Source organism: Streptomyces syringium (assembly GCF_017876625.1).
GTDB classification, from domain to species: domain Bacteria; phylum Actinomycetota; class Actinomycetes; order Streptomycetales; family Streptomycetaceae; genus Streptomyces; species Streptomyces syringius.
This window is the reverse complement of record NZ_JAGIOH010000001.1, coordinates 2,047,918-2,068,348: the sequence shown is the minus strand read 5'-3', so window position 1 is coordinate 2,068,348 and position 20,431 is coordinate 2,047,918. Positions and strand designations below refer to the sequence as shown.

At 72.3% G+C, this 20,431-nt stretch carries 24 protein-coding genes; 20 read left to right on the top strand and 4 right to left on the bottom strand.

Features of this window, described 5'->3' with window-relative positions:
- Window positions 1–55: 55 nt before the first annotated feature.
- Window positions 56–1,654 carry an oxidoreductase gene (locus tag JO379_RS09105; protein WP_130877301.1) on the bottom strand — a complete coding sequence of 533 codons (1,599 nt, stop codon included), beginning with the start codon at window positions 1,652–1,654 and terminating at the stop codon, window positions 56–58.
- A gap of 188 nt (window positions 1,655–1,842) precedes the next feature.
- Here JO379_RS09105 and hisD point away from each other — a divergent pair, with 188 nt between their 5' ends.
- From hisD to hisF, 8 genes are all read left to right on the top strand, one after another.
- Entirely contained in the window at window positions 1,843–3,150 is a 1,308-nt protein-coding gene (hisD, locus tag JO379_RS09100) for a histidinol dehydrogenase (RefSeq protein WP_209514546.1), read from the top strand.
- A complete protein-coding gene (locus tag JO379_RS09095; RefSeq protein ID WP_209514544.1) occupies window positions 3,151–4,275 on the top strand; it encodes a histidinol-phosphate transaminase in 1,125 nt (374 codons plus the stop codon). It begins immediately after the preceding gene.
- Window positions 4,272–4,865 (top strand): imidazoleglycerol-phosphate dehydratase HisB, encoded by a 594-nt coding sequence (gene hisB, locus JO379_RS09090; protein WP_130877298.1) that lies wholly within the window; start codon window positions 4,272–4,274, stop codon window positions 4,863–4,865. The genes JO379_RS09095 and hisB overlap by 4 nt, the downstream gene beginning before the upstream one ends.
- An 88-nt stretch (window positions 4,866–4,953) precedes the next feature.
- The gene (locus tag JO379_RS09085) at window positions 4,954–5,121 is read left to right on the top strand and encodes a CG2302 family histidine operon protein (RefSeq protein WP_165451513.1); all 168 of its coding nucleotides are present in this window, start codon (window positions 4,954–4,956) and stop codon (window positions 5,119–5,121) included.
- Window positions 5,118–5,759 carry an imidazole glycerol phosphate synthase subunit HisH gene (gene hisH / locus JO379_RS09080; RefSeq protein WP_130877297.1) on the top strand — a complete coding sequence of 214 codons (642 nt, stop codon included), beginning with the start codon at window positions 5,118–5,120 and terminating at the stop codon, window positions 5,757–5,759. Before JO379_RS09085 ends, hisH begins: the two co-directional genes overlap by 4 nt.
- 31 nt (window positions 5,760–5,790) lie before the next feature.
- Window positions 5,791–6,522 (top strand): bifunctional 1-(5-phosphoribosyl)-5-((5-phosphoribosylamino)methylideneamino)imidazole-4-carboxamide isomerase/phosphoribosylanthranilate isomerase PriA, encoded by a 732-nt coding sequence (gene priA / locus JO379_RS09075; protein ID WP_130877296.1) that lies wholly within the window; start codon window positions 5,791–5,793, stop codon window positions 6,520–6,522.
- On the top strand, window positions 6,519–6,926 hold the full coding sequence (locus JO379_RS09070; RefSeq protein ID WP_130877295.1) for a RidA family protein: 408 nt from the start codon (window positions 6,519–6,521) through the stop codon (window positions 6,924–6,926). Before priA ends, JO379_RS09070 begins: the two co-directional genes overlap by 4 nt.
- Window positions 6,923–7,678, top strand: a complete 756-nt coding sequence (gene hisF, locus JO379_RS09065; RefSeq protein WP_130877294.1) for an imidazole glycerol phosphate synthase subunit HisF — start codon at window positions 6,923–6,925, stop codon at window positions 7,676–7,678. The genes JO379_RS09070 and hisF overlap by 4 nt, the downstream gene beginning before the upstream one ends.
- Window positions 7,679–7,828: 150 nt before the next feature.
- Here the strand turns inward: hisF and JO379_RS09060 are convergent, their stop codons facing one another.
- The 3 genes from JO379_RS09060 to JO379_RS09050 form a co-directional block, all read right to left on the bottom strand.
- Window positions 7,829–8,368: a DoxX family protein gene (locus JO379_RS09060; protein ID WP_130877293.1), complete on the bottom strand. Its 540-nt coding sequence runs from the start codon at window positions 8,366–8,368 to the stop codon at window positions 7,829–7,831.
- Between the two features lie 60 nt (window positions 8,369–8,428).
- The gene (locus JO379_RS09055; protein ID WP_130877292.1) at window positions 8,429–9,061 is read right to left on the bottom strand and encodes a TIGR03085 family metal-binding protein; all 633 of its coding nucleotides are present in this window, start codon (window positions 9,059–9,061) and stop codon (window positions 8,429–8,431) included.
- A gap of 70 nt (window positions 9,062–9,131) precedes the next feature.
- Window positions 9,132–9,986, bottom strand: coding sequence for a septum formation family protein (locus tag JO379_RS09050; RefSeq protein WP_130877291.1), 855 nt, complete (start codon window positions 9,984–9,986; stop codon window positions 9,132–9,134).
- A 145-nt stretch (window positions 9,987–10,131) separates the two neighbouring features.
- Between JO379_RS09050 and hisI the strand changes: the two genes are divergently transcribed.
- From hisI to JO379_RS08990, 12 genes are all read left to right on the top strand, one after another.
- A complete protein-coding gene (gene hisI, locus JO379_RS09045; RefSeq protein WP_209518606.1) occupies window positions 10,132–10,500 on the top strand; it encodes a phosphoribosyl-AMP cyclohydrolase in 369 nt (122 codons plus the stop codon).
- A gap of 11 nt (window positions 10,501–10,511) precedes the next feature.
- Window positions 10,512–12,080 carry an anthranilate synthase component I gene (locus JO379_RS09040; RefSeq protein WP_130877290.1) on the top strand — a complete coding sequence of 523 codons (1,569 nt, stop codon included), beginning with the start codon at window positions 10,512–10,514 and terminating at the stop codon, window positions 12,078–12,080.
- A 209-nt stretch (window positions 12,081–12,289) separates the two neighbouring features.
- Window positions 12,290–12,958: a TIGR02234 family membrane protein gene (locus tag JO379_RS09035; RefSeq protein WP_209514542.1), complete on the top strand. Its 669-nt coding sequence runs from the start codon at window positions 12,290–12,292 to the stop codon at window positions 12,956–12,958.
- A gap of 112 nt (window positions 12,959–13,070) precedes the next feature.
- Entirely contained in the window at window positions 13,071–13,307 is a 237-nt protein-coding gene (locus JO379_RS09030; protein WP_209514541.1) for an HGxxPAAW family protein, read from the top strand.
- Window positions 13,308–13,456: 149 nt separating this feature from the next.
- Window positions 13,457–13,957: a DUF2752 domain-containing protein gene (locus JO379_RS09025; protein ID WP_372449060.1), complete on the top strand. Its 501-nt coding sequence runs from the start codon at window positions 13,457–13,459 to the stop codon at window positions 13,955–13,957.
- A gap of 132 nt (window positions 13,958–14,089) precedes the next feature.
- Window positions 14,090–14,899, top strand: coding sequence for an indole-3-glycerol phosphate synthase TrpC (gene trpC, locus JO379_RS09020; protein WP_130877286.1), 810 nt, complete (start codon window positions 14,090–14,092; stop codon window positions 14,897–14,899).
- An 8-nt stretch (window positions 14,900–14,907) separates the two neighbouring features.
- A complete protein-coding gene (gene trpM, locus JO379_RS09015; RefSeq protein ID WP_242625988.1) occupies window positions 14,908–15,147 on the top strand; it encodes a tryptophan biosynthesis modulator TrpM in 240 nt (79 codons plus the stop codon).
- 105 nt (window positions 15,148–15,252) lie between these two features.
- Window positions 15,253–16,497, top strand: coding sequence for a tryptophan synthase subunit beta (gene trpB / locus JO379_RS09010; RefSeq protein WP_130877285.1), 1,245 nt, complete (start codon window positions 15,253–15,255; stop codon window positions 16,495–16,497).
- Complete coding sequence (gene trpA / locus JO379_RS09005; protein WP_130877284.1) at window positions 16,497–17,312, top strand: tryptophan synthase subunit alpha; 816 nt, start codon at window positions 16,497–16,499, stop codon at window positions 17,310–17,312. Before trpB ends, trpA begins: the two co-directional genes overlap by 1 nt.
- Window positions 17,313–17,377: 65 nt before the next feature.
- Window positions 17,378–18,157, top strand: a complete 780-nt coding sequence (locus JO379_RS09000) for a DsbA family protein (protein WP_130877283.1) — start codon at window positions 17,378–17,380, stop codon at window positions 18,155–18,157.
- A 140-nt stretch (window positions 18,158–18,297) separates the two neighbouring features.
- Window positions 18,298–19,338: a prolipoprotein diacylglyceryl transferase gene (lgt, locus tag JO379_RS08995; protein ID WP_209514540.1), complete on the top strand. Its 1,041-nt coding sequence runs from the start codon at window positions 18,298–18,300 to the stop codon at window positions 19,336–19,338.
- A gap of 215 nt (window positions 19,339–19,553) precedes the next feature.
- Complete coding sequence (locus tag JO379_RS08990; protein WP_130877281.1) at window positions 19,554–20,285, top strand: VIT1/CCC1 transporter family protein; 732 nt, start codon at window positions 19,554–19,556, stop codon at window positions 20,283–20,285.
- Window positions 20,286–20,431: the final 146 nt, after the last annotated feature.

Here is a 20,431-nt window from a genome sequence, read left to right as displayed (position 1 = left end):
GCCTAATGGCCCCGGACGGCGGCGAAGGCGGCCGGGATTTCCCCGGGCCGCGGTTTCACTGACGGCGCAGCAACCGGGAGGCCCCGGCGGCGACCGTGGTGGCCAGCACCCAGCCGAGCAGGATCAAGGCCGTCACCACCCACTGGGCGGCCCCGACGGGTTTCCAGAAATTGCCCTGCCCCAGGTCGATGACCGGCAGCAGCAGATCCAGGGTGTACAGCACGGGACTCCAGTCCGGCCCCTCGCCGTCCTTCAGGGGCGCCACCGGGCGCCAGGTGAAATACACGGTGCCCAGCGCCCACAGCACCGCCATCCACACCGCGGCCCGCCCGGGGCGGTAGCCGTACGCCACCGTCCAGTCCTGGAGGTACCCCCACGCCTTGCCGGCCAGCGGCAGCGTCTCGCGTCTGCGGCGCTGCTTGGCGAGCAGCACCGCGCGCGCGTCCGCGTCCTCACCGCTGGCCCGCAGGGCGCCCGCCAGCCGCTCGTACGGCTCCGGGGCGTACTCCGGGGTGGCGGCCGCCACCCACTCCAGCCGGCGGGCCAGCGGGAAGTGGCCGAGCGGTATCAGGTGCTCGTAGAAGAACCCGGCCATCACCAGGCCCCCGGGCCCCGGCCAGCTGTCCGCCCGGTCGACCAGATTGGCCACCCGCGCCCCCGACAGCACCACCCGCCCGCGCTGCTGCCGCTCGGCGAGGAAACGCAGCTCGGGCGTCTGGACGCGGCGCAGCGAAAGCTCCTGGTCCGACTCCATCACGAAGCGGGCCTGGCTGAGGTCCACCGCGTCGCCGAACCGCCCGTCGTCGAGCCGCACCCCGCCCTGGCACTCGAAGCTCTGCAGACGGGTGCCGTGCTCGGGGGTGTTGGTGATGCCGTACGGGGGAGTCGCGGCGGTGAAGGGGGAACCGCTCACGCCGGCCGCCGTGAGATAGAGGGTGCGCTCCACGGTCAGCTGCGGGGCGTTGAAGGCGCGCCGCCCGAAGGGGTTGTTCAGCGAGCTGCCGCGCAGGCTCAGCGAGGCGCCTATCTTCGCGCCGCGCATGCTCAGCTCCCCGTCGGAACGCATCATCTCGGCCTGGAGGTCCTGCCCGACGGTCAGCCCGTCCGCGGCGATGGACAGCCCGCGCCGGTCCCGGCGCACCATCATCTGGTTGAGCAGCAGATCCGACCCGATGTGCGCGTCCGTCAGCCGGATGCCGCTCGGGATGATGCAGCGCGGCAGATGCAGATCGCCCTCGGTGGTCAGCCGGGCGGCCTCCAGCCGGGGGATCGCGCAGCCCACCAGCCGCAGGGTGGTGAAACGGCTCTCCGGTAACAGGATCTGCTGCTCGAAACGGCAATTGTGCATCTCGACATACGGGACGACCGTCCCGCCCGAGAGATCCAGCGTGCCGGTGACGTGCACGCCGTTGAGCTTCAGGGCGCAGACCCGGCCCGGCTGGGCGGGCGGGCCGTCCAGGAGCAGCAGGGCGACGACCCGGGCGCGCACACTGCGCTCGGGCCCCCAGGTGTGCGGGCCGGTCGGGTCGTTGCGCTCGGGATAGGGGGTGCGCAGATCGTGCGTGCTGCCATTGCGGAACGCCTGCCACATGCCCCACTCGGCGGTGGTGAGATCGAGCCCGGTGGGCGGTTCGCCGTCACGTGGCTCGGTCACGGCCGTTTCCCTCCCGTCACCTGTACCACTTGTACAGGTCCCCATTCCCGCTCTGTGCCCGCTTGAACGCCGATAGTGATGATCAACTGTTCTTCGGGCACCCGTCAACGGCGAACGGCCCCGACGCGACGTATCACTGAGTGGTACGGCGCGCCGTGTGCCGGGACGGGTCTGAGACAATTGGCGGTGTGATCTCCCGAATCGATCTGCGCGGTACCGCCTCGGGCGTCGACCGCGACCTGCTGCCCCGAGCCGAACTCGACGTCGAGGCCGCCCTGGAAAAGGTGCGGCCCATCTGCGAGGACGTGCATCATCGCGGCACCGCGGCCCTGATCGACTACGCGGAGCGGTTCGACGGCGTCCGGATCGACCGGGTGCGCGTCGCCCCCGAGGAGATCACCGGCGCCCTCCAGCGGCTGGATCCCGCCGTCCGGGCCGCGCTGGAGGAGTCCATCCGCCGCGCCCGCATCGTCCACCGCGAGCAGCGGCGCACCGACAGGACGGTCCAGGTCGTCCCCGGCGGCACCGTCACCGAGCGCTGGGTCCCGGTCGAGCGCGTCGGGCTGTACGTGCCCGGCGGCAATGCCGTCTACCCCTCGTCCGTCGTGATGAACGTCGTCCCCGCGCAGGAGGCCGGCGTCGCCTCGCTCGCCGTCTCCTCGCCGCCGCAGAAGGACTTCGGCGGTCTGCCGCACCCCACGATCCTCGCTGCCTGCGCCCTCCTCGGCGTTGACGAGGTCTACGCTGCCGGCGGCGCCCAGGCGATCGCCATGTTCGCCTACGGCACCGACGAGTGCCGCCCCGCGCAGCTGGTCACCGGCCCCGGCAACATCTGGGTCGCCGCCGCCAAGCGCCTGCTCAAGGGCCGTATCGGCATCGACGCCGAGGCCGGCCCGACCGAGATCGCGATCCTCGCCGACGACACCGCCGACGCGGCGCACGTCGCCGCCGACCTGATCAGCCAGGCGGAGCACGACGTGCTGGCCGCCGCCGTCCTCGTCACCCCCTCCGAGGCGCTCGCCGAGGCCGTCGAGACCGAGCTCAAGACGCAGGTCGCTGCCACCAGGCACCAGGAGCGGATCACCGAGGCGCTCGCCGGCCGCCAGTCCGGCATCGTCCTCGTCGACGACCTCGACCAGGGCCTCGCCGTCGTCGACGCCTACGCGGCCGAGCACCTGGAGATCCAGACCGAGAACGCCGCCGCCGTCGCCGCCCGGGTGCGCAACGCCGGGGCGGTCTTCGTCGGCCCGTACGCGCCGGTCTCGCTCGGCGACTACTGCGCCGGCTCCAACCACGTCCTGCCCACCGGTGGCTGTGCCTGCCACTCCTCCGGCCTGTCCGTGCAGTCCTTCCTGCGCGGCATCCACGTCGTCGACTACACCCGCGACGCGCTCGCCGAGGTCACCCACCACGTGGTCACCCTCGCCGAGGCCGAGGACCTGCCCGCACACGGAGCCGCGCTCAAGGCGCGGTTCGGCTGGAAGGTGCCGAAGTAAGTGACCGGCAATCCCACCACGTCCCCCTGGGACGACCTCCCCGTCCGGGACGAACTGCGCGGCAAGTCGCCCTACGGCGCGCCCCAGCTCGACGTGCCCGTCCGCCTGAACACCAACGAGAACCCCTACCCGCTGCCCGAGCCCCTCGTCGCCCGCATCGCCGAGCGCGTCACCGAGGCGGCCCGGCACCTCAACCGCTACCCCGACCGGGACGCGGTCGAGCTCCGCACCGAGCTGGCGAAGTACCTCACCCGCACCGCCGGACACGAGGTCGGAACCGCCAACGTCTGGGCGGCCAACGGCTCCAACGAGGTCCTGCAGCAGCTGCTCCAGACCTTCGGCGGCCCCGGCCGCACGGCGATGGGCTTCGAGCCCTCGTACTCCATGCACGCCCTGATCTCGCGCGGCACCGGCACCGGCTGGACCGCCGGACCGCGCACCGCCGACTTCACCATCGACGTCGACGCGGCCGTGCGGGCCATCGGCGAACAGCGGCCCGACGTGGTCTTCATCTGCTCCCCGAACAACCCCACCGGCACCGCCGTCGACGCCGGCACCGTCCTGCGGCTCTACGACGCCGCGCAGGCGGCGAAGCCCTCGATCGTGGTCGTGGACGAGGCCTACGGCGAGTTCAGCCACCACCCCTCGCTGCTGCCGCTCATCGAGGGCCGCCCCCACCTCGTGGTCTCCCGGACCATGTCCAAGGCCTTCGGCGCGGCCGGACTGCGCCTGGGCTATCTGGCCGCCCACCCCGCCGTGGTCGACGCCGTCCAGCTCGTCCGCCTGCCGTACCACCTGTCGTCCGTCACCCAGGCCACCGCCCTCGCGGCCCTGGAGCACACCGATACGCTGCTCGCCTACGTCGAACAGCTCAAGGCCGAGCGCGACCGCATCGTCACCGAGCTGCGCGCGATGGGCTGCGAGGTGACGGAGTCCGACGCCAATTTCGTACAGTTCGGACGCTTCGAGGACAGCCACGCGGCGTGGCGGGCCATCCTCGACCACGGCGTCCTGGTCAGGGACAACGGCGTACCGGGCTGGCTGCGGGTCACCGCGGGCACCCCGGCGGAGAACGACGCGTTCCTCGACGCGGTACGTGCCATTCGCAAGGAGACAAACCGATGAACCGCGTGGGCCGCGTTGAGCGCACCACCAAGGAGACGTCCGTGCTCGTCGAGATCGATCTCGACGGCACGGGGCAGGTCGACGTGTCGACAGGCGTCGGCTTCTTCGACCACATGCTCGACCAGCTCGGCCGGCACGGCCTCTTCGACCTCCGGGTCAAGACCGACGGCGATCTGCACATCGACACCCACCACACCATCGAGGACACCTCCCTCGCGCTCGGTGCCGCCTTCAAGCAGGCACTCGGCGACAAGGTGGGCATCTACCGGTTCGGCAACTGCACCGTCCCGCTGGACGAGTCCCTCGCCCAGGTCACCGTGGACCTCTCCGGCCGCCCGTACCTCGTGCACACCGAGCCCGAGAACATGGCACCGATGATCGGCGCCTACGACACGACGATGACCCGGCACATCCTGGAGTCCTTCGTCGCGCAGGCCCAGATCGCTCTGCACGTCCACGTGCCGTACGGGCGCAACGCCCACCACATCGTGGAGTGCCAGTTCAAGGCCCTCGCCCGCGCCCTGCGCTACGCCAGCGAGCGCGACACGCGCGCGGCTGGAATTCTCCCGTCTACGAAGGGCGCGCTGTGAGCGACGCACGCGCGGCCACCGGCCCGCAGATGACCCTGATGCCCGCACCGCTGCGCCGCGCGGGCGGAGAAGCGAACGGAAAGACACTGTGAACGGCCTCTCGACCATCCTGATCGTCGTGGGCCTGTTCCTCGTCGGCGGGATCATCTCCTTCGCCAAGCAGGGCATGCCCAAGGGCCTGATCGTGCTGCTCGGCATAGCGTCCGCGATGTGCCTGGTGGCCGGTGTGCTGCGACTGCAGGGGGTCTGGGAATGAGCGACCGCAAGAAGGTCGTCGTCTTCGATTACGGATTCGGCAACGTCCGCTCCGCCGAGCGTGCCCTCGCGCACGTCGGCGCCGAGGTGGAGATCACCCGCGACTACGACCGGGCGATGACCGCCGACGGGCTGCTCGTCCCCGGCGTCGGCGCGTTCGACGCCTGCATGAAGGGCCTGCGCGCCGCCCGCGGCGACTGGATCGTCGGGCGCCGGCTGTCCGGTGGCCGGCCCGTGATGGGCATCTGCGTCGGCATGCAGATCCTCTTCGAGCGCGGCATCGAGCACGGCGTCGAGACCGAGGGCCTGGACGAGTGGCCCGGCACGGTCGAGCCGCTCAAGGCCCCCGTCGTGCCGCACATGGGCTGGAACACCGTCACCCCGGCGGCGGACTCCCGGCTCTTCGCGGGCCTCGACGCCGACACCCGCTACTACTTCGTGCACTCCTACGCCGTGCGCGAGTGGGGCTTCGAGATCACCGCGGACCACATCCGGCCGCCCCAGGTCACCTGGGCCACGCACGGCGAGCCGTTCATCGCCGCGGTGGAGAACGGACCGCTGTGCGCGACCCAGTTCCACCCCGAGAAGTCCGGCGACGCCGGCGCCCAGTTGCTGACCAACTGGCTCGCCACCCTCTAGCCCTGCCGCCCCTGCTGACTAGGAACATGCCTTGAGCGCCAACCGCCTCGAACTCCTCCCGGCCGTCGATGTCCGTGACGGCCAGGCCGTCCGCCTCGTCCATGGCGAGTCCGGCTCCGAGACGTCGTACGGCGACCCGTTGTCCGCTGCCCTCGCCTGGCAGCGGGCGGGCGCCGAGTGGCTGCATCTGGTGGACCTGGACGCCGCCTTCGGTACCGGCGACAACCGTGCGCAGGTCGCCGAGGTCGTCCGTTCGATGGACATCAAGGTCGAGCTGTCCGGCGGCATCCGCGACGACGCCTCGCTGGCCGCCGCCCTCGCCACCGGCTGCACCCGCGTCAACCTCGGTACCGCCGCCCTGGAGAGCCCCGAGTGGGTCGCCAAGGTCATCGCCGAGCACGGCGAGAAGATCGCCGTCGGCCTGGACGTCCGGGGCACCACCCTGCGCGGCCGCGGCTGGACCCGCGACGGCGGCGACCTGTACGAGACCCTCGCCCGGCTGGACGCCGAGGGCTGCGCCCGCTACGTCGTGACCGACATCGCCAAGGACGGCACCCTCCAGGGCCCCAATCTGGAGCTGCTCCGGGGCGTCTGCGCGGCCACCGACAAGCCGGTCGTCGCCTCCGGTGGCGTTTCGTCCCTTGACGATCTGCGGGCGATCGCCACTCTGGTACCGGAGGGCGTCGAAGGTGCCATCGTCGGCAAGGCGCTCTACGCCAAGGCGTTCACCTTGGAAGAAGCCCTGGAGGCAGTGTCCGTATGACCGAATCCCCAGCCCCGCGGCGCGTGCAGACAGACAGCTCCTGGGAGGAGTCGATCGGCTTCGCACGTGCCGTGGCGGCGGGGGACCGGGTCCTCGTCGCCGGGACGATGCCGCTGGTGCACGGCGTGCTGCAGGGCGAGGGCGATCCGTACGAACAGACGCTCACGGCCTTCGGCAACGCGCTCGCCGCGCTGCGCGAGTTCGGCCTCGGCGTCGAGTCCGTCATCCGCACCCGCATGTATCTGACCCACGCGCGGGACGTGGACGCGGTCGGCCGCGCCCACAAGGAACTCTTCGACGCCGTACGGCCCGTGGCGACCCTCGCCGTGGTCTCCGGCTTCGTCGACTCGCGCGTCCTGGTCGAAGTAGAAGTAGAAGCTTACCGAGGAGCATTGAGCACATGACCCTGGCGGTCCGAGTCATCCCCTGCCTGGACGTGGACAACGGCCGGGTCGTCAAGGGCGTCAACTTCCAGAATCTGCGCGACGCGGGCGACCCGGTCGAGATGGCCAGGATCTACGGCGAGGAGGGCGCCGACGAGCTGACGTTCCTCGACATCACCGCCTCCTCCGGCAACCGCGAGACGACCTACGACGTGGTGCGCCGCACGGCCGAGCAGGTCTTCATCCCGCTGACCGTGGGCGGCGGCGTCCGCACCGCCGACGACGTCGACAAGCTGCTGCGGGCCGGCGCCGACAAGGTCGGCGTCAACACCGCGGCCATCGAGCGGCCCGAGCTGATCCGGGAGATCGCCGAGCGCTTCGGCCGTCAGGTGCTGGTGCTGTCCGTGGACGCCCGCCGCACCCCGTCCGGCAGCTTCGAGGTCACCACGCACGGCGGCCGGCGCGGCACGGGCCTGGACGCCGTGGAGTGGGCCCACCGGGCGGCCGAGCTGGGCGCCGGCGAGATCCTGCTGAACTCGATGGACGCCGACGGCACGCAGAGCGGCTACGACACCGAAATGATCACGGCGGTGCGCCGGCACGTCACCGTCCCCGTCATTGCCAGCGGCGGCGCCGGCAAGCTCGCGGACTTCGCCCCGGCCGTCGAGGCGGGCGCGGACGCGGTCCTGGCCGCGTCGGTCTTCCACTTCGGCACGCTGCGCATCCCGGAGGTCAAGTCGGCCCTGCGCGACGCGGGGCACCCCGTGCGCTAGGCGCGCTGTCTTTGTCCTCAATCGCCGGACGGGCTGAATTTTCAGCCCGTCCGGCGATTGAGGACGCGGGTCCGGGGCGGAGCCCCGGTTCCGGGAAGCGGCGGGTGGGGGAAAGCCGCTCGCTGATCACGGCGATCCGCCGGACAGGCACTAGTCCCGGATCAGCAGGACCACCGCCCCCGCCACCACCGCCAGCGCGATCGCCGCCACCCCGTACGCCGGCCGGTTCGCCCGCAGTACCGGCAGGTAGCGGTCCACCGCGTACCGGCCCGGTCCCGTCAGCGCCAGAGCCGTTGCCGCCAAGGCGACCAAAAGGGTGAATTCCACTCCCTTCGGGAGGAAAAATCCGCCGTCCCAGGTCACATCCAGCGCATTGATCATCGTGCCCAGCACGGCGGCGGCCGCCAGTGGGGTGAGCAGGCCCAGGGCGAGCCCCAGGCCGCCGAGTGTCTCGCTGAGCCCGGCGATGACGGCCATGGTCCTGGGGGCCGGGTAGCCGACGTCGCCGAAGCCCTGCGCCGTCCCGTCGATACCGGGACCGTTGAACCAGCCGAAGAGCTTCTGCGTGCCGTGGCCCACCATGATGATGCCGAGCATGAGGCGCAACAGCAGCAGCCCCAGCGAGACGCCGGCCGGTGGCAGTGCGGCCGCACGGTCGCCGGGAATGCGGGTTCTGCGGGCGAAAGCCATGGCGGGAACCTTTCTTCGAGACGGTGTCCGAGTCGGTGTCCGGGCCGGCCCCCCGAGGCCTCAGATTCCCAGTTTCGCCTCGAGCAGCTTCGCCTGCGCGTCCTTGTCGCCCTCCAGCTCGACCCGGGCGGCGTCCTGGCGGCCGAAGACGAAGAGGGTCAGTTCGCCGGGCTCCCCGGTGGCCGTGACCACCGGCGTGCCGCGATGGGCCACCGCCGTACGGCCGTCGGGCCGCCGCAGCACCAGACCCACCGGCGACCGGCGGCCCAGCATCCGCGCCATCCGCTCGACCCGGCTCCACAGCGCGTCCGAGAAGACCGGGTCGAGCACCCGCGGTGTCCACTCCGGCTGCGCGCGGCGGACGTCCTCGGTGTGGATGTAGAACTCGACGGTGTTGGCGGCCTCGTCGACCTGCTTGAGGGCGTACGGCGACAGGCGCGGCGGGCCCGTACGGATCAGCTGGAGCAACTCCTCGTACGGCTTCGCGGCGAACTCGGCCTGCACCCGCTCCAGACGGGCGGCCAGTGGCTTGAACACCAGGCCCGCCGCCGCGTCGGAGCGGCGCTCGCGGACCACGACGTGCGCCGCGAGATCACGGGTCCGCCAGCCGTCGCAGAGCGTCGGAGCGTTCGGACCCGCCGTCTCCAACAGGTCGGCGAGGAGGAGGCGTTCGCGCTGGGCGTGGGTTGACATGCCGTCAGCCTACGACCGTCACCTCGGCAGTGCCATGGCGCCGCGCCTGCCCCCGAGCCCCCACCGGCCCTCAATCCGGCAGCGGTGCGGTCAGTTTCGCGCCACCCCGGGCATTGCTGAGGGTGATCGTGCAGGACAGCTGGTTCTGCCCGCGGTCGTAGGTCGTCTTGGCGGGCATCAGCGTGTACGAGTAGTAACGGCGGCCGTCGGCTATGGAGCGCACGCGCTTCTCCGCCTCGGTGCCGCACAGCTCCACGGCCTTCTCCTGGATGTCCCGCTGCGTGGCGAACGTGCCCGTCAGGGTCTCGTTGGCCACCACCTCGCCGTCGTGCGCGCCGTCGCACGACCGCGTCTCCACCCTGGTGACGCCGCTGCTCAGCGCCGGGTGGTCGTAGCACTGGCCGGGCTTGAGGACCACGTAGGGCACCTGGCGCGGCAGGGAAGGCAGGCTCGGGCCGGCCGAGCTGCCGCCGTCCACCGCGCCGCCCTCGCCCGGGGAGAGGCCCGTGGAGTCCTGGGACGCCGAAGGGAGCGCCGACGGTGAGGCGCTCGGCGAGGACGTCCCCCGCGCGGCCGGCTTGTCGTCCTTGTCGCCGCTCCGCGAGAGGATCACCCCGCCGACGGCCAGCCCCACCACCAGCACCGAGGCCACCACGATCGCGGCGACCTTCGCGCCATTGCCGCCGGAGGGCGGCGGGGGCGGCGGCATGGGAGGCGCGAACTGCCCGTACTGCTGCCCGAAGCCCGGCTGCCCGCCGTACGGCTGCTGGGCGCCGTACCCCGGCTGCCCGTAGGGCCGGCCCGGCTGACCGGGCGCCCCCTGCGGGACCTGCTGCCCGTAGGGCTGGCCGAAACTCTGCGGTGGGCCGAACCCACCACCGTCGCCGGGCGATCGGGGTGTGTTCGGCGGAGGCGGAGAGGTCATGGGCGAAGCATGCCGCATGCCACTGACAGCCCGGCCAGTGGGTTACGGCAACCCCGGCGCGAAGCGGCAGAATGGCCACATGACCGGCAACGCCCTCCCCAGCAACCCCACCGGCCCCCGTTCTCCCGGAGCACCGTCCGAAGCAGTGTCCGGAACACCGTCCGGATCCGGCCGTCTGGACCCCGCCATCGCCGCCCGCCTCAAGCGCGACGCCAACGGCCTGGTCCCCGCCATCGCCCAGCAGTACGACACCGGCGAGGTGCTCATGCTCGGCTGGATGGACGACGAGGCGCTCCACCGCACCCTCACCACCGGCCGCTGCACCTACTGGAGCCGCAGCCGCCGTGAGTACTGGGTCAAGGGCGACACCTCCGGGCACGTACAGCATGTCAAGTCCGTTGCCCTGGACTGCGACGCGGACACCCTCCTCGTCAAGGTCGACCAGGTCGGCGCCGCCTGCCACACCGGTGACCGCACCTGTTTCGATGCCGACGTCCTGCCCCTGGCCAAGTAGGCTCCGCTGCCATGGCTGCCACGACCTCAGGCGTCCCGGCCCCCCGCGCCGCGACGACGGGTACCACCACCCCCGACGCCGACACCTTCCGCATGCTCGCGAAGGACCGTCGGGTCATCCCGGTCACCCGACGCTTCCTCGCCGACGGCGACACGCCCGTCGGCCTCTACCGCAAGCTGGCGGCCGAACGGCCCGGCACCTTCCTGCTGGAATCCGCCGAGAACGGCCGCACCTGGTCCCGCTACTCCTTCATCGGTGTCCGCAGCGACGCCACCCTCACCGTCCGCGACGGGCAGACCCACTGGCTCGGCACCCCGCCCGTCGGCGTCCCCACCGAGGGCGACCCGCTTCAGGCGCTGCGCGACACCGTGGCGGCCCTGCACACCCCGCGCGACCTCATAGAGGGTTCCGGGCTGCCGCCCTTCACCGGCGGCATGGTGGGCTACCTCGGCTACGACATCGTCCGCCGCCTCGAGAAGATCGGCGAGCTGGGCGAGGACACCCTCGGGCTGCCCGAGCTGACGATGCTGCTCACCTCCGACCTCGCGGTGCTCGACCACTGGAACGGCACCGTGCTGCTGATCGCCAACGCGATCAACCACAACGACCTCGACACCGGCATCGACGAGGCCTACGCCGGCGCCGTCGCCCGGCTCGACGCGATGGCCGCCGACCTCCACCGGCCCACCCCCACCAGCCCCACCGTCCTGCCGCCCTCCGAACTGCCCGAGTACACCGCCCGCTGGGGCGGCGCCGACTACATGGCGGCCGTCGAGGACATCAAGGAGCGCATCCGCGCGGGCGAGGCCTTCCAGGTCGTGCCCTCCCAGCGCTTCGAGACCCCCTGCACCGCCTCCGCCCTCGACGTCTACCGGGTCCTGCGGGCCACCAACCCCAGCCCGTACATGTACCTCTTCCGCTTCCCCCACGAGGACGGCGGCGCCTTCGACGTCGTCGGCTCCAGCCCCGAGGCACTCGTCAAGGTCGAGGACGGGCACGCCATGGTGCACCCCATTGCGGGCACGCGCCCGCGCGGGGCGAGCCCGCAGGCCGACGCCGCGCTCGGCGACGAACTCCTCGCCGACCCCAAGGAGCGCGCCGAGCACCTGATGCTCGTCGACCTCGGCCGCAACGACCTGGGCCGGGTGTGCGAGCCCGGCAGCGTCGAGGTCGTCGACTTCATGTCGATCGAGCGCTACAGCCATGTGATGCACATCGTCTCCACGGTCACCGGACGCCTCGCCGCCGGCCGGACCGCCTTCGACGTGCTCACCGCCTGCTTCCCCGCCGGCACCCTCTCCGGCGCGCCCAAACCGCGCGCCATGCAGATCATCGAGGAGCTGGAGCCCGCCCGCCGCGGGCTGTACGGGGGCTGCGTCGGCTACCTCGACTTCGCCGGCGACTCCGACACCGCCATCGCCATCCGCACGGCGCTGCTGCGCGACGGCACCGCCTACGTCCAGGCGGGCGCGGGCGTCGTCGCCGACTCCGACCCCGCCGCCGAGGACGCCGAGTGCCGGAACAAGGCCGCGGCCGTGCTCCGTGCCGTCCACACCGCCAATCGGCTGGCCGCCGGCTAGGGGTCGGCGGATCTTCGCCCTGCGGGCCGTCTGTGCCGCCTGCGGCGGCGAGCGCCCTGCGGGCGCGTCCTCAATCGCCGGACGGGCTTGATTCAAGCCCGTCCGGCGATTGAGGACGCAGCACAGCAGCCCGTCCGGCGATTGAGCCGCCACGGCCGGCCAGGCCCCCGCGTTGGGGTCCGGCGCCCGGGCGGGGGATAGTGGTAACCGTGAGCGCAGCCGTTCCCCACCCCCGCCCCGTAGCCCAGCCCGCCCCGCGCACCGGCAGCGGCGCCAGACGCAGTGTCGGCGCCGCCCTGCTCTTCGGCGCGCTCGGCGCGGCACTCGTCCTCCTCTCCGGCGGCCGCACCTGGGCCGAGGGAACCGCCGCCGTGGCCCAGGGCAGCGTCGTCCGGCAGGCCACCGGCCAGGACGTCAGCGGCCTGCCCGGCGCGCTGGCCATCGTCGGTCTCGCCGCCCTGGTCGCCGTCTTCGCCGTCCGCGGCGCCGGCCGGATCGCCGTCGCCGCGCTGCTCGCCCTGAGCGGCGCCGGGGTGATCGCGGGCGCGCTCGGCGGTGTCTCCGACACCGCAGCCCTGGAGGAGAAGGCGAGCAAGATCGGCGGCCTCACCGACGGCGCCATCGAGAACGTCACCCACACCGCCTGGCCGTGGGTGGCCTTCGCCGGCGGCGTGCTGCTGCTCCTCGCCGGGCTGCTCGCCCTGCGCTACGGCCGCCACTGGCCCGCCATGTCCGGCCGCTACGAGCGCGACGGCACGCCCCGCCCGCGCCGCGCCCGCACCGCCCCCGATCCGGACCGCCCCGAGGAGCTGTGGAAGGCCCTCGACCGCGGCGAGGACCCCACCGGCGAAACCACCGGGGACACCTCCCGGAAGTAGCCGGGACAGACACGCCCACCCCAGCTCAAGGCAGCCCCGGCCGTCGGGGACAATGGCATCGAGCGTTCTCTCTGCGCCCGCAGGCGCGATACAGCAACGAGGAGTCATACTCATGTCGGGTAGCAGCCACGGACACACTCCGGCCGCCTGGACCGGTGTCATCATCGCCTTCATCGGCTTCTGCATCTCCGGCGCGTTCACGGTGATGGCCAAGCCCATGGGCTTCTGGGCCGGGATGATCGTGATCGCCCTCGGTGGCGTCGTCGGCATGGCCATGCGGGCCGCGGGCCTCGGCCAGACCCGCAAGCGCCCCGCCGCCCCGCAGTCGCACGCTCAGACGCAGGGCTGACCTCCGCCTCGTCCCACGCAGAACTTCTCGCCGCCGCCCGGCACCACGGGCGGCACCCGCGGGCGCCCATGGCGCGGCCCGGGCCCGTACGGCTGTCCGTACGCGGCCCTGAGCTGCGCCTTCGTCGTTCCCGGGGGAGACTCGACAGGGTGAGGGACCACGCGAGCCGTCCTCGGGATCCAGCAGCACCCGGCGCCACCCTGCCGACCGGGCAGCCCCGGCAGCCCCTGCCGCCCGAGCCCCTGACGCAGCGCCTCGCCGCCCCGCTCGGCGTCGCGGCGGCGCTCGCCGCGGCCGCCGTCTATGTCGCTGCCGTGGACCCCAACGAGCCCGGCCACTACCCGGCCTGCCCGCTGCTGCGCCACACCGGGCTGTACTGCCCCGGCTGCGGCGGGCTGCGCGGCGTCCACGCCCTCGCCCACGGCGACCTGGCCACCGCGCTCGGCGCCAACGCCCTGGCCGTCGCCGGCTACGCCGCCTTCGCCGTGTTCTGGGCCGGGTGGCTGGTCAGGGCCCTGCGGGCGGCCCCCGCCGCCCCCACCGCCTCCGCCAGGGGTCCCCGCCACGGTCTCTGGTGGGCCCTGGGCGGCCTCGTCCTGCTCTTCACCGTCGTACGGAATCTGCCGTTCGGGTCGGCACTGATCCCATGAATGTCCACCTGGCGGGACCTGCGTCAACCGGATGCGAGTCCTTCGCCCTCCGGCAAGTACCATCGCAAGTCCTGGTGGGGTGAATTCCAGCCGCCAGCCCAGACCATCCGAGTCCGGAAGGGGGCCGCTCGCGTGAGTGTGCTCGACGAGATCATCGACGGTGTCCGTGCCGACCTCGCGGAGCGGCAGGCGCGCGTCACCCTCGACGAGCTCAAGCAGCGGGCCGCCAAGGCCCCGCAGGCCAAGGACGGCGTAGCGGCCCTCAAGGGCGAGAACGTCACCGTGATCTGCGAGGTCAAGCGTTCCAGCCCCTCCAAGGGCGCGCTCGCCGCGATCGCCGACCCCGCCGGCCTCGCCGCGGACTACGAGGCGGGCGGCGCGGCCGTCATCAGCGTGCTGACCGAGCAGCGGCGCTTCGGCGGCTCGCTCGCCGACCTGGAGGCCGTCCGGGCCCGGGTCGACATCCCGGTCCTGCGCAAGGACTTCATCGTCACCGCCTACCAGCTGTGGGAGGCCCGCGCGTACGGGGCCGACCTGGCGCTCCTGATCGTCGCCGCCCTCGAGCAGGAGGCCCTGGTCTCCCTCATCGAGCGGGCCGAGTCGATCGGCCTCACCCCGCTGGTCGAGGTGCACGACGAGGAAGAGGTCCAGCGCGCGGTCGACGCCGGCGCCCGGATCATCGGCGTCAACGCCCGCAACCTCAAGACCCTCGAGGTCGACCGCGACAACTTCGCCCGCGTCGCGCCCGAGATCCCGGATCACATTGTCAAGATCGCCGAGTCCGGGGTACGCGGCCCGCACGACCTCATCGCCTACGCCAACGACGGCGCCGACGCGGTGCTCGTCGGCGAGTCCCTGGTCACCGGCCGGGACCCGCGCGGCGCGGTCGCCGACCTCGTCGCCGCCGGCGCGCACCCCGCCCTCCGGCACGGCAGGGGCTGACCCCTCCCATGATCCGCCGCCGCAGCCGTCCGGGGCCGAGCACGCACTCGGCCCCCGTCGGCATGGCGGCGTACGCGCGACTCGCCCGCGGCTGCCGCCCCCGCGGCTGCCGCGCGCCCGCCCGCCGGGTCCACGGCCGCCGGGTGCGCTACCACATCGGCTGTGAGCCGGGCCAGACCAACGGCATGCGATGGCGTCGCCCCACCTTGCGCACGACGACGGACCGCACCCACCGCACCACGGCCTAGCCGCGGCGCGGAAGCCGCGGTCGGTGGTCGTCCTCTCCGCATAGCGTGATGCCCGTCCATCGAGACCTAGCGGGGCCCGCGGGCCCCGACTGAGGAGTACGTCGGATGTCGTCTGACTTCTTCATCCCGGACCCGGAGGGTCACATCCCGAGCCCCGAGGGCTACTTCGGCGCCTTCGGTGGCAAATTCATCCCCGAGGCGCTCGTTGCCGCCGTCGACGAGGTCGCCGCGGAGTACGAGAAGGCGAAGGCGGACCCCGCCTTCGCGGCCGAGCTCAATGAACTGATGGTCAATTACACCGGTCGGCCCAGCGCCCTGACCGAGGTGGCGCGCTTTGCCGAACACGCGGGCGGCGCCCGGGTGTTCCTCAAGCGCGAGGACCTCAACCACACCGGCTCCCACAAGATCAACAACGTGCTGGGCCAGGCGCTGCTCACCAAGCGCATGGGCAAGACCCGGGTCATCGCCGAGACCGGCGCCGGACAGCACGGCGTGGCCACCGCCACCGCCTGCGCGCTCTTCGGCCTGGAGTGCACCATTTACATGGGCGAGGTCGACACCGAGCGCCAGGCGCTCAACGTCGCCCGGATGCGGATGCTCGGCGCCGAGGTCGTCGCGGTGAAGTCCGGCAGCCGCACCCTGAAGGACGCCATCAACGAGGCGTTCCGCGACTGGGTCGCCAACGTCGACCGCACCCATTACCTCTTCGGCACCGTCGCCGGCCCGCACCCCTTCCCGGCGCTGGTCCGCGACTTCCACCGGGTCATCGGCGTCGAGGCACGCCGCCAGATCCTGGAGCGGACGGGCCGCCTGCCGGACGCCGCCGTGGCGTGCGTCGGCGGCGGGTCCAACGCCATCGGCCTCTTCCACGCCTTCCTGCCCGACACCGGCGTCCGGCTGATCGGCTGCGAGCCGGGCGGCCACGGCGTGGCGAGCGGCGAGCACGCGGCCACCCTCACCGCCGGCACCCCCGGCATCCTGCACGGCTCCCGCAGCTACGTCCTCCAGGACGAGGACGGCCAGATCACCGAGCCGTACTCGATCTCCGCCGGGCTCGACTACCCGGGCATCGGCCCCGAGCACTCCTACCTCAAGGACCTCGGCCGCGCCGAGTACCGCGCCGTCACCGACGACGAGGCCATGGAGGCACTGCGGCTGCTGTCGCGCACCGAGGGCATCATCCCCGCGATCGAGAGCGCGCACGCGCTCGCGGGCGCCCTCGACCTCGGCAAGGAGCTCGGCCCGGACGGCCTCGTCCTGGTCAACCTCTCCGGGCGCGGCGACAAGGACATGGACACCGCCGCGCGCTACTTCGGGCTGTACGACAACGACGCTGCGGGGGCGAAGTGATGGCGGGCAACATCGAACTGCTCAGCTCCGTACTGGCCACGGCCAGGGCCGAGGGGCGCGCCGCGCTCGTCGGCTACCTCCCGGCCGGCTTCCCGACCGTGGACGACGGCGTCCGGGCCATCACCGCCATGGTCGAGGGCGGCTGTGACGTCGTCGAGGTCGGGCTGCCGCACAGCGACCCGGTCCTGGACGGCCCGGTCATCCAGACCGCCGACGACATCGCCCTGCGCGGCGGCGTCAGAATCGTCGACGTGATCCGCACGGTCCGCGAGGCGCACGCCGCGACGGGCGCCCCGGTGCTCTGCATGACCTACTGGAACCCCGTCGACGCCTACGGTGTCGAGCGGTTCGCCGCCGACCTCGCCGAGGCCGGGGGAGCGGGCTGCATCCTGCCGGACCTGCCGGTCGAGGAGTCCGAGGTGTGGCGCAAGGCCGCCGAACAGCACGGCCTGGCCACCGTGTTCGTCGTCGCGCCCAGCAGCCGCGACGAGCGGCTCGCCAAGATCACGGCAGCGGGCAGCGGCTTCGTCTACGCGGCCTCGCTGATGGGCGTCACCGGCACCCGCGCGTCCGTCGGGCTGGAGGCCGAGGAACTGGTGCGGCGCACCCGCGCGGTCACCGAGCTGCCCGTCTGCGTCGGACTCGGTGTCTCCAACGCCCGGCAGGCCGAGGAGGTCGCGCGGTTCGCCGACGGCGTCATCGTCGGATCCGCCTTCGTGAAGCGGTTGTTGGACGCGCCCGACCTGGAGACGGGCCTGGCCGGAGTGCGCGCACTGGCGGGTGAACTCGCCGCGGGCGTGGCGGGGCGCGCGTAATCCGTTTGAAGGAAAACGAGGCCGGGGGCGCGCATGGGCGCGCCCCCGGTTCGTTGTAGCGGGATGTGAGCCAGAAGAACAGCGACGGAAAGCGCAGCGCCCGTGAGCGGCTGCAGGAACAGCGTCAGAGGGAGGAGTCCCGCGCCAAGCGCAAGCGGGCCCTGATCGCCGGGGCCGTGGTCGTGGGCGTCCTGGGCATCGCGGCCGGGGTCGGCGCCCTGGTGGCCAATGCCGGCAAGGACGAGAAGGAGAGCGCGGGCCCGCCCGTCCAGCCGCAGGGCGCCATGGGCAAGGACGCCGTCACCATCCCGGTCGGCAAGCCCGCCTCCAAGTCCACCCTCACCGTCTACGAGGACTTCCGCTGCCCCGGCTGCGCCCAGTTCGAGAACGGCTTCCGCGACACGATCCACGCCCTGGAGGCCAAGGGCCGGCTGAAGACCGAGTATCACCTCGTCACACTGATCGACAACAACCTCGGCGGCTCCGGCTCGCTCAACGCGGCGAACGCGGCGGCGTGCGCGCAGGACGTGGGCAAGTTCTCCGCCTACCACGACCTGCTCTACAAGAACCAGCCCGCGGAGACCGACGACGCCTTCGGCAAGAAGGCCCGTCTGCTGGAGCTGGCCCGCCGGATCCCGGGCCTGGACTCCCCGGCCTTCCGCACGTGTGTGAACGAGGGCACCCACGACAGCTGGGTGAAGAAGTCCCACGAGGCCTTCGGCAAGTCCGCCTTCCACGCCACCCCGACCGTCCTCCTCGACGGCAAGAGCATCTACGGCGACCAGGCCAACCCGCTCACCCCCGAGAAGCTGCGGCAGATGGTCGCGGGCGCGGCCAAGAACTGAGGCGGCCACGGGCCCCTGCGGGCCGCTCCCGGCGGAGGTGAGGGCTCCTGTGACGCCGGGCGGCCGGAGGGCCGTTACGCAGCCGTTGCGCCGGGTGGGTTGCCGGGGCCGCGTCCCGGCAAGGTAGCGTCGGTGCTGCCATGGACATCGCTTACATTCCCAGCCCGTCGACCGGTGTGATCCACCTCGGACCGGTCCCGCTGCGCGGCTATGCCTTCTGCATCATCATCGGCGTCTTCGTCGCCGTCTGGCTCGGCAACCGGCGTTGGATCGCGCGCGGTGGGCGGACCGGGACGGTCGCCGACATCGCCGTGTGGGCGGTGCCCTTCGGGCTCGTCGGCGGCCGCCTCTATCACGTGATCACCGACTACGAGCTGTACTTCGGTGAGGGGCGGAACTGGGTCAACGCCTTCAAGATCTGGGAGGGCGGGCTCGGCATCTGGGGTGCCGTCGCGCTCGGCGCGGTGGGCGCCTGGATCGGCTGCCGACGCCGTGGGATCCCGCTCCCGGCGTGGGCGGACGCGCTGGCGCCCGGCCTCGCGGTGGCGCAGGCCATCGGCCGCTGGGGCAACTGGTTCAACCAGGAGCTGTACGGCAAGCCCACGGACCTGCCGTGGGCGCTCAAGATCGACGCGGACCCCGCCATCGGGCGGATCGCTGGGACGTACCACCCGACGTTCCTGTACGAGTCGCTGTGGTGCCTCGGCGTCGCGGCGCTGGTGATCTGGGCGGACCGCCGGTTCACGCTCGGCCACGGCCGGGCCTTCGCCCTGTACGTCGCCGCGTACACGGCGGGCCGCTTCTGGACCGAGTACCTGCGCGTCGACGACACCCACCACGTGCTGGGCCTGCGGCTCAACGGCTGGACCTCGATCGTCCTGTTCCTCGCCGCGGTCGTCTACATGATCATCTCTGCGAAGCGACGGCCCGGCCGGGAGACCGTGGTGGAGCCCGCGGCCGCCGACGACGGCCCCGACGCCGCGTCCGTCAAGGCGGAGAAGGCCGAGAAGGCCGAGGGTGCCGCCGGGAAGCCGGCTCCGAAGCTCGTCAAGGAGCTGCCCCGCAAGCCGGTCAAGAAGCCCGGTGAGAAGCCCTCGGGCGCCCCCGCCGCCCCTTCCGGGGACGCTTCCGCCCCCGCCGCCGGCGACGCGTCGGCCGACAAGCCGGGCAAGAAGCTCTGACCCGAGACGTCGTCACCCCCGAGGGCCGCCGGACCGCCAAGGTCCGGCGGCCCTCGGGCATTTCCCGGTAATTTTTCCGGGCCTCCCGCGTTTGCGCAGGTCAGAGAGGTAAGTTCGGCCTTCCTTGCTAGCGGATCATCGCAATTCGTGCGTACCTTCGACTCATTGGGGGGCGGGCGGCAGGCCCTCCCCCGGGGAAGGGAGCACGAACGAAGATGTCTGTCCTCGATACGGCAGAGGCACCGCACATAGCGCACCGCGACAACCACACGCACCGCGATGTGAACGGTGGCTGGCTGCGCCCCGCGGTCTTCGGGGCCATGGACGGACTGGTCTCCAACGTCGCCCTCATGACGGGCGTCGCGGGCGGCTCCGCCTCTTCGCAGACGATCGTGATCACCGGGCTGGCCGGGCTCGCGGCCGGTGCCTTCTCCATGGCGGCCGGTGAGTACACCTCGGTCGCCTCCCAGCGCGAGCTGGTGCTGGCCGAGCTGGACGTGGAGCGGCGCGAGCTGCGCAAGCACCCCGCCGACGAGCTCCAGGAGCTCGCCGCGCTGTACGAGTCGCGCGGCGTCGAGCCCCGCCTCGCGCGGGAGGTCGCCCGGCAGCTGTCCGCCGACCCCGAGCAGGCGCTGGAGATCCACGCGCGCGAGGAGCTCGGCATCGACCCCTCCGACCTCCCGTCGCCGACGGTCGCTGCCGTCTCGTCCTTCGGCTCCTTCGCCCTGGGTGCCCTGCTGCCCGTCCTGCCGTATCTGCTGGGCGCCACCCAGCTGTGGCCCGCGGTGCTGCTCGCCCTGCTGGGGCTGTTCGCCTGCGGTGCCGTGGTGGCGCGCGTGACGGCGCGGTCGTGGTGGTTCAGCGGGCTGCGCCAGCTGCTGCTGGGCGGGGCCGCGGCGGGTGTGACGTACGTCCTGGGTATTGCCTTCGGCGCCACCTTGGGGTGATGCTTTATGCGCGCAGCCGCATAACATGCGGGTAACCTCGCTGTTTCAAGTCCGCGCGGTCCGGGCATAGACCGGAAGCGCCGCAGGCAATGTCGCCACCGGCTGCGCCGACGTCCGGTACGGGCCGGGCCGGGTGTTCCCACCAC

Excerpts from the sequence above, each read along its gene's own strand:
- hisB (WP_130877298.1), top strand. The coding sequence starts at position 4,272 with ATGAACCGCGTGGGCCGCGTTGAGCGCACCACCAAGGAGACGTCCGTG.
- hisH (WP_130877297.1), top strand. The coding sequence starts at position 5,118 with ATGAGCGACCGCAAGAAGGTCGTCGTCTTCGATTACGGATTCGGCAAC.
- JO379_RS09070 (WP_130877295.1), top strand. The coding sequence starts at position 6,519 with ATGACCGAATCCCCAGCCCCGCGGCGCGTGCAGACAGACAGCTCCTGG.
- hisF (WP_130877294.1), top strand. The coding sequence starts at position 6,923 with ATGACCCTGGCGGTCCGAGTCATCCCCTGCCTGGACGTGGACAACGGC.
- JO379_RS09060 (WP_130877293.1), bottom strand. The coding sequence starts at position 8,368 with ATGGCTTTCGCCCGCAGAACCCGCATTCCCGGCGACCGTGCGGCCGCA.
- JO379_RS09055 (WP_130877292.1), bottom strand. The coding sequence starts at position 9,061 with ATGTCAACCCACGCCCAGCGCGAACGCCTCCTCCTCGCCGACCTGTTG.
- JO379_RS09050 (WP_130877291.1), bottom strand. The coding sequence starts at position 9,986 with ATGACCTCTCCGCCTCCGCCGAACACACCCCGATCGCCCGGCGACGGT.
- JO379_RS09040 (WP_130877290.1), top strand. The coding sequence starts at position 10,512 with ATGGCTGCCACGACCTCAGGCGTCCCGGCCCCCCGCGCCGCGACGACG.
- JO379_RS09030 (WP_209514541.1), top strand. The coding sequence starts at position 13,071 with ATGTCGGGTAGCAGCCACGGACACACTCCGGCCGCCTGGACCGGTGTC.
- trpM (WP_242625988.1), top strand. The coding sequence starts at position 14,908 with ATGATCCGCCGCCGCAGCCGTCCGGGGCCGAGCACGCACTCGGCCCCC.
- trpB (WP_130877285.1), top strand. The coding sequence starts at position 15,253 with ATGTCGTCTGACTTCTTCATCCCGGACCCGGAGGGTCACATCCCGAGC.
- trpA (WP_130877284.1), top strand. The coding sequence starts at position 16,497 with ATGGCGGGCAACATCGAACTGCTCAGCTCCGTACTGGCCACGGCCAGG.
- lgt (WP_209514540.1), top strand. The coding sequence starts at position 18,298 with ATGGACATCGCTTACATTCCCAGCCCGTCGACCGGTGTGATCCACCTC.
- JO379_RS08990 (WP_130877281.1), top strand. The coding sequence starts at position 19,554 with ATGTCTGTCCTCGATACGGCAGAGGCACCGCACATAGCGCACCGCGAC.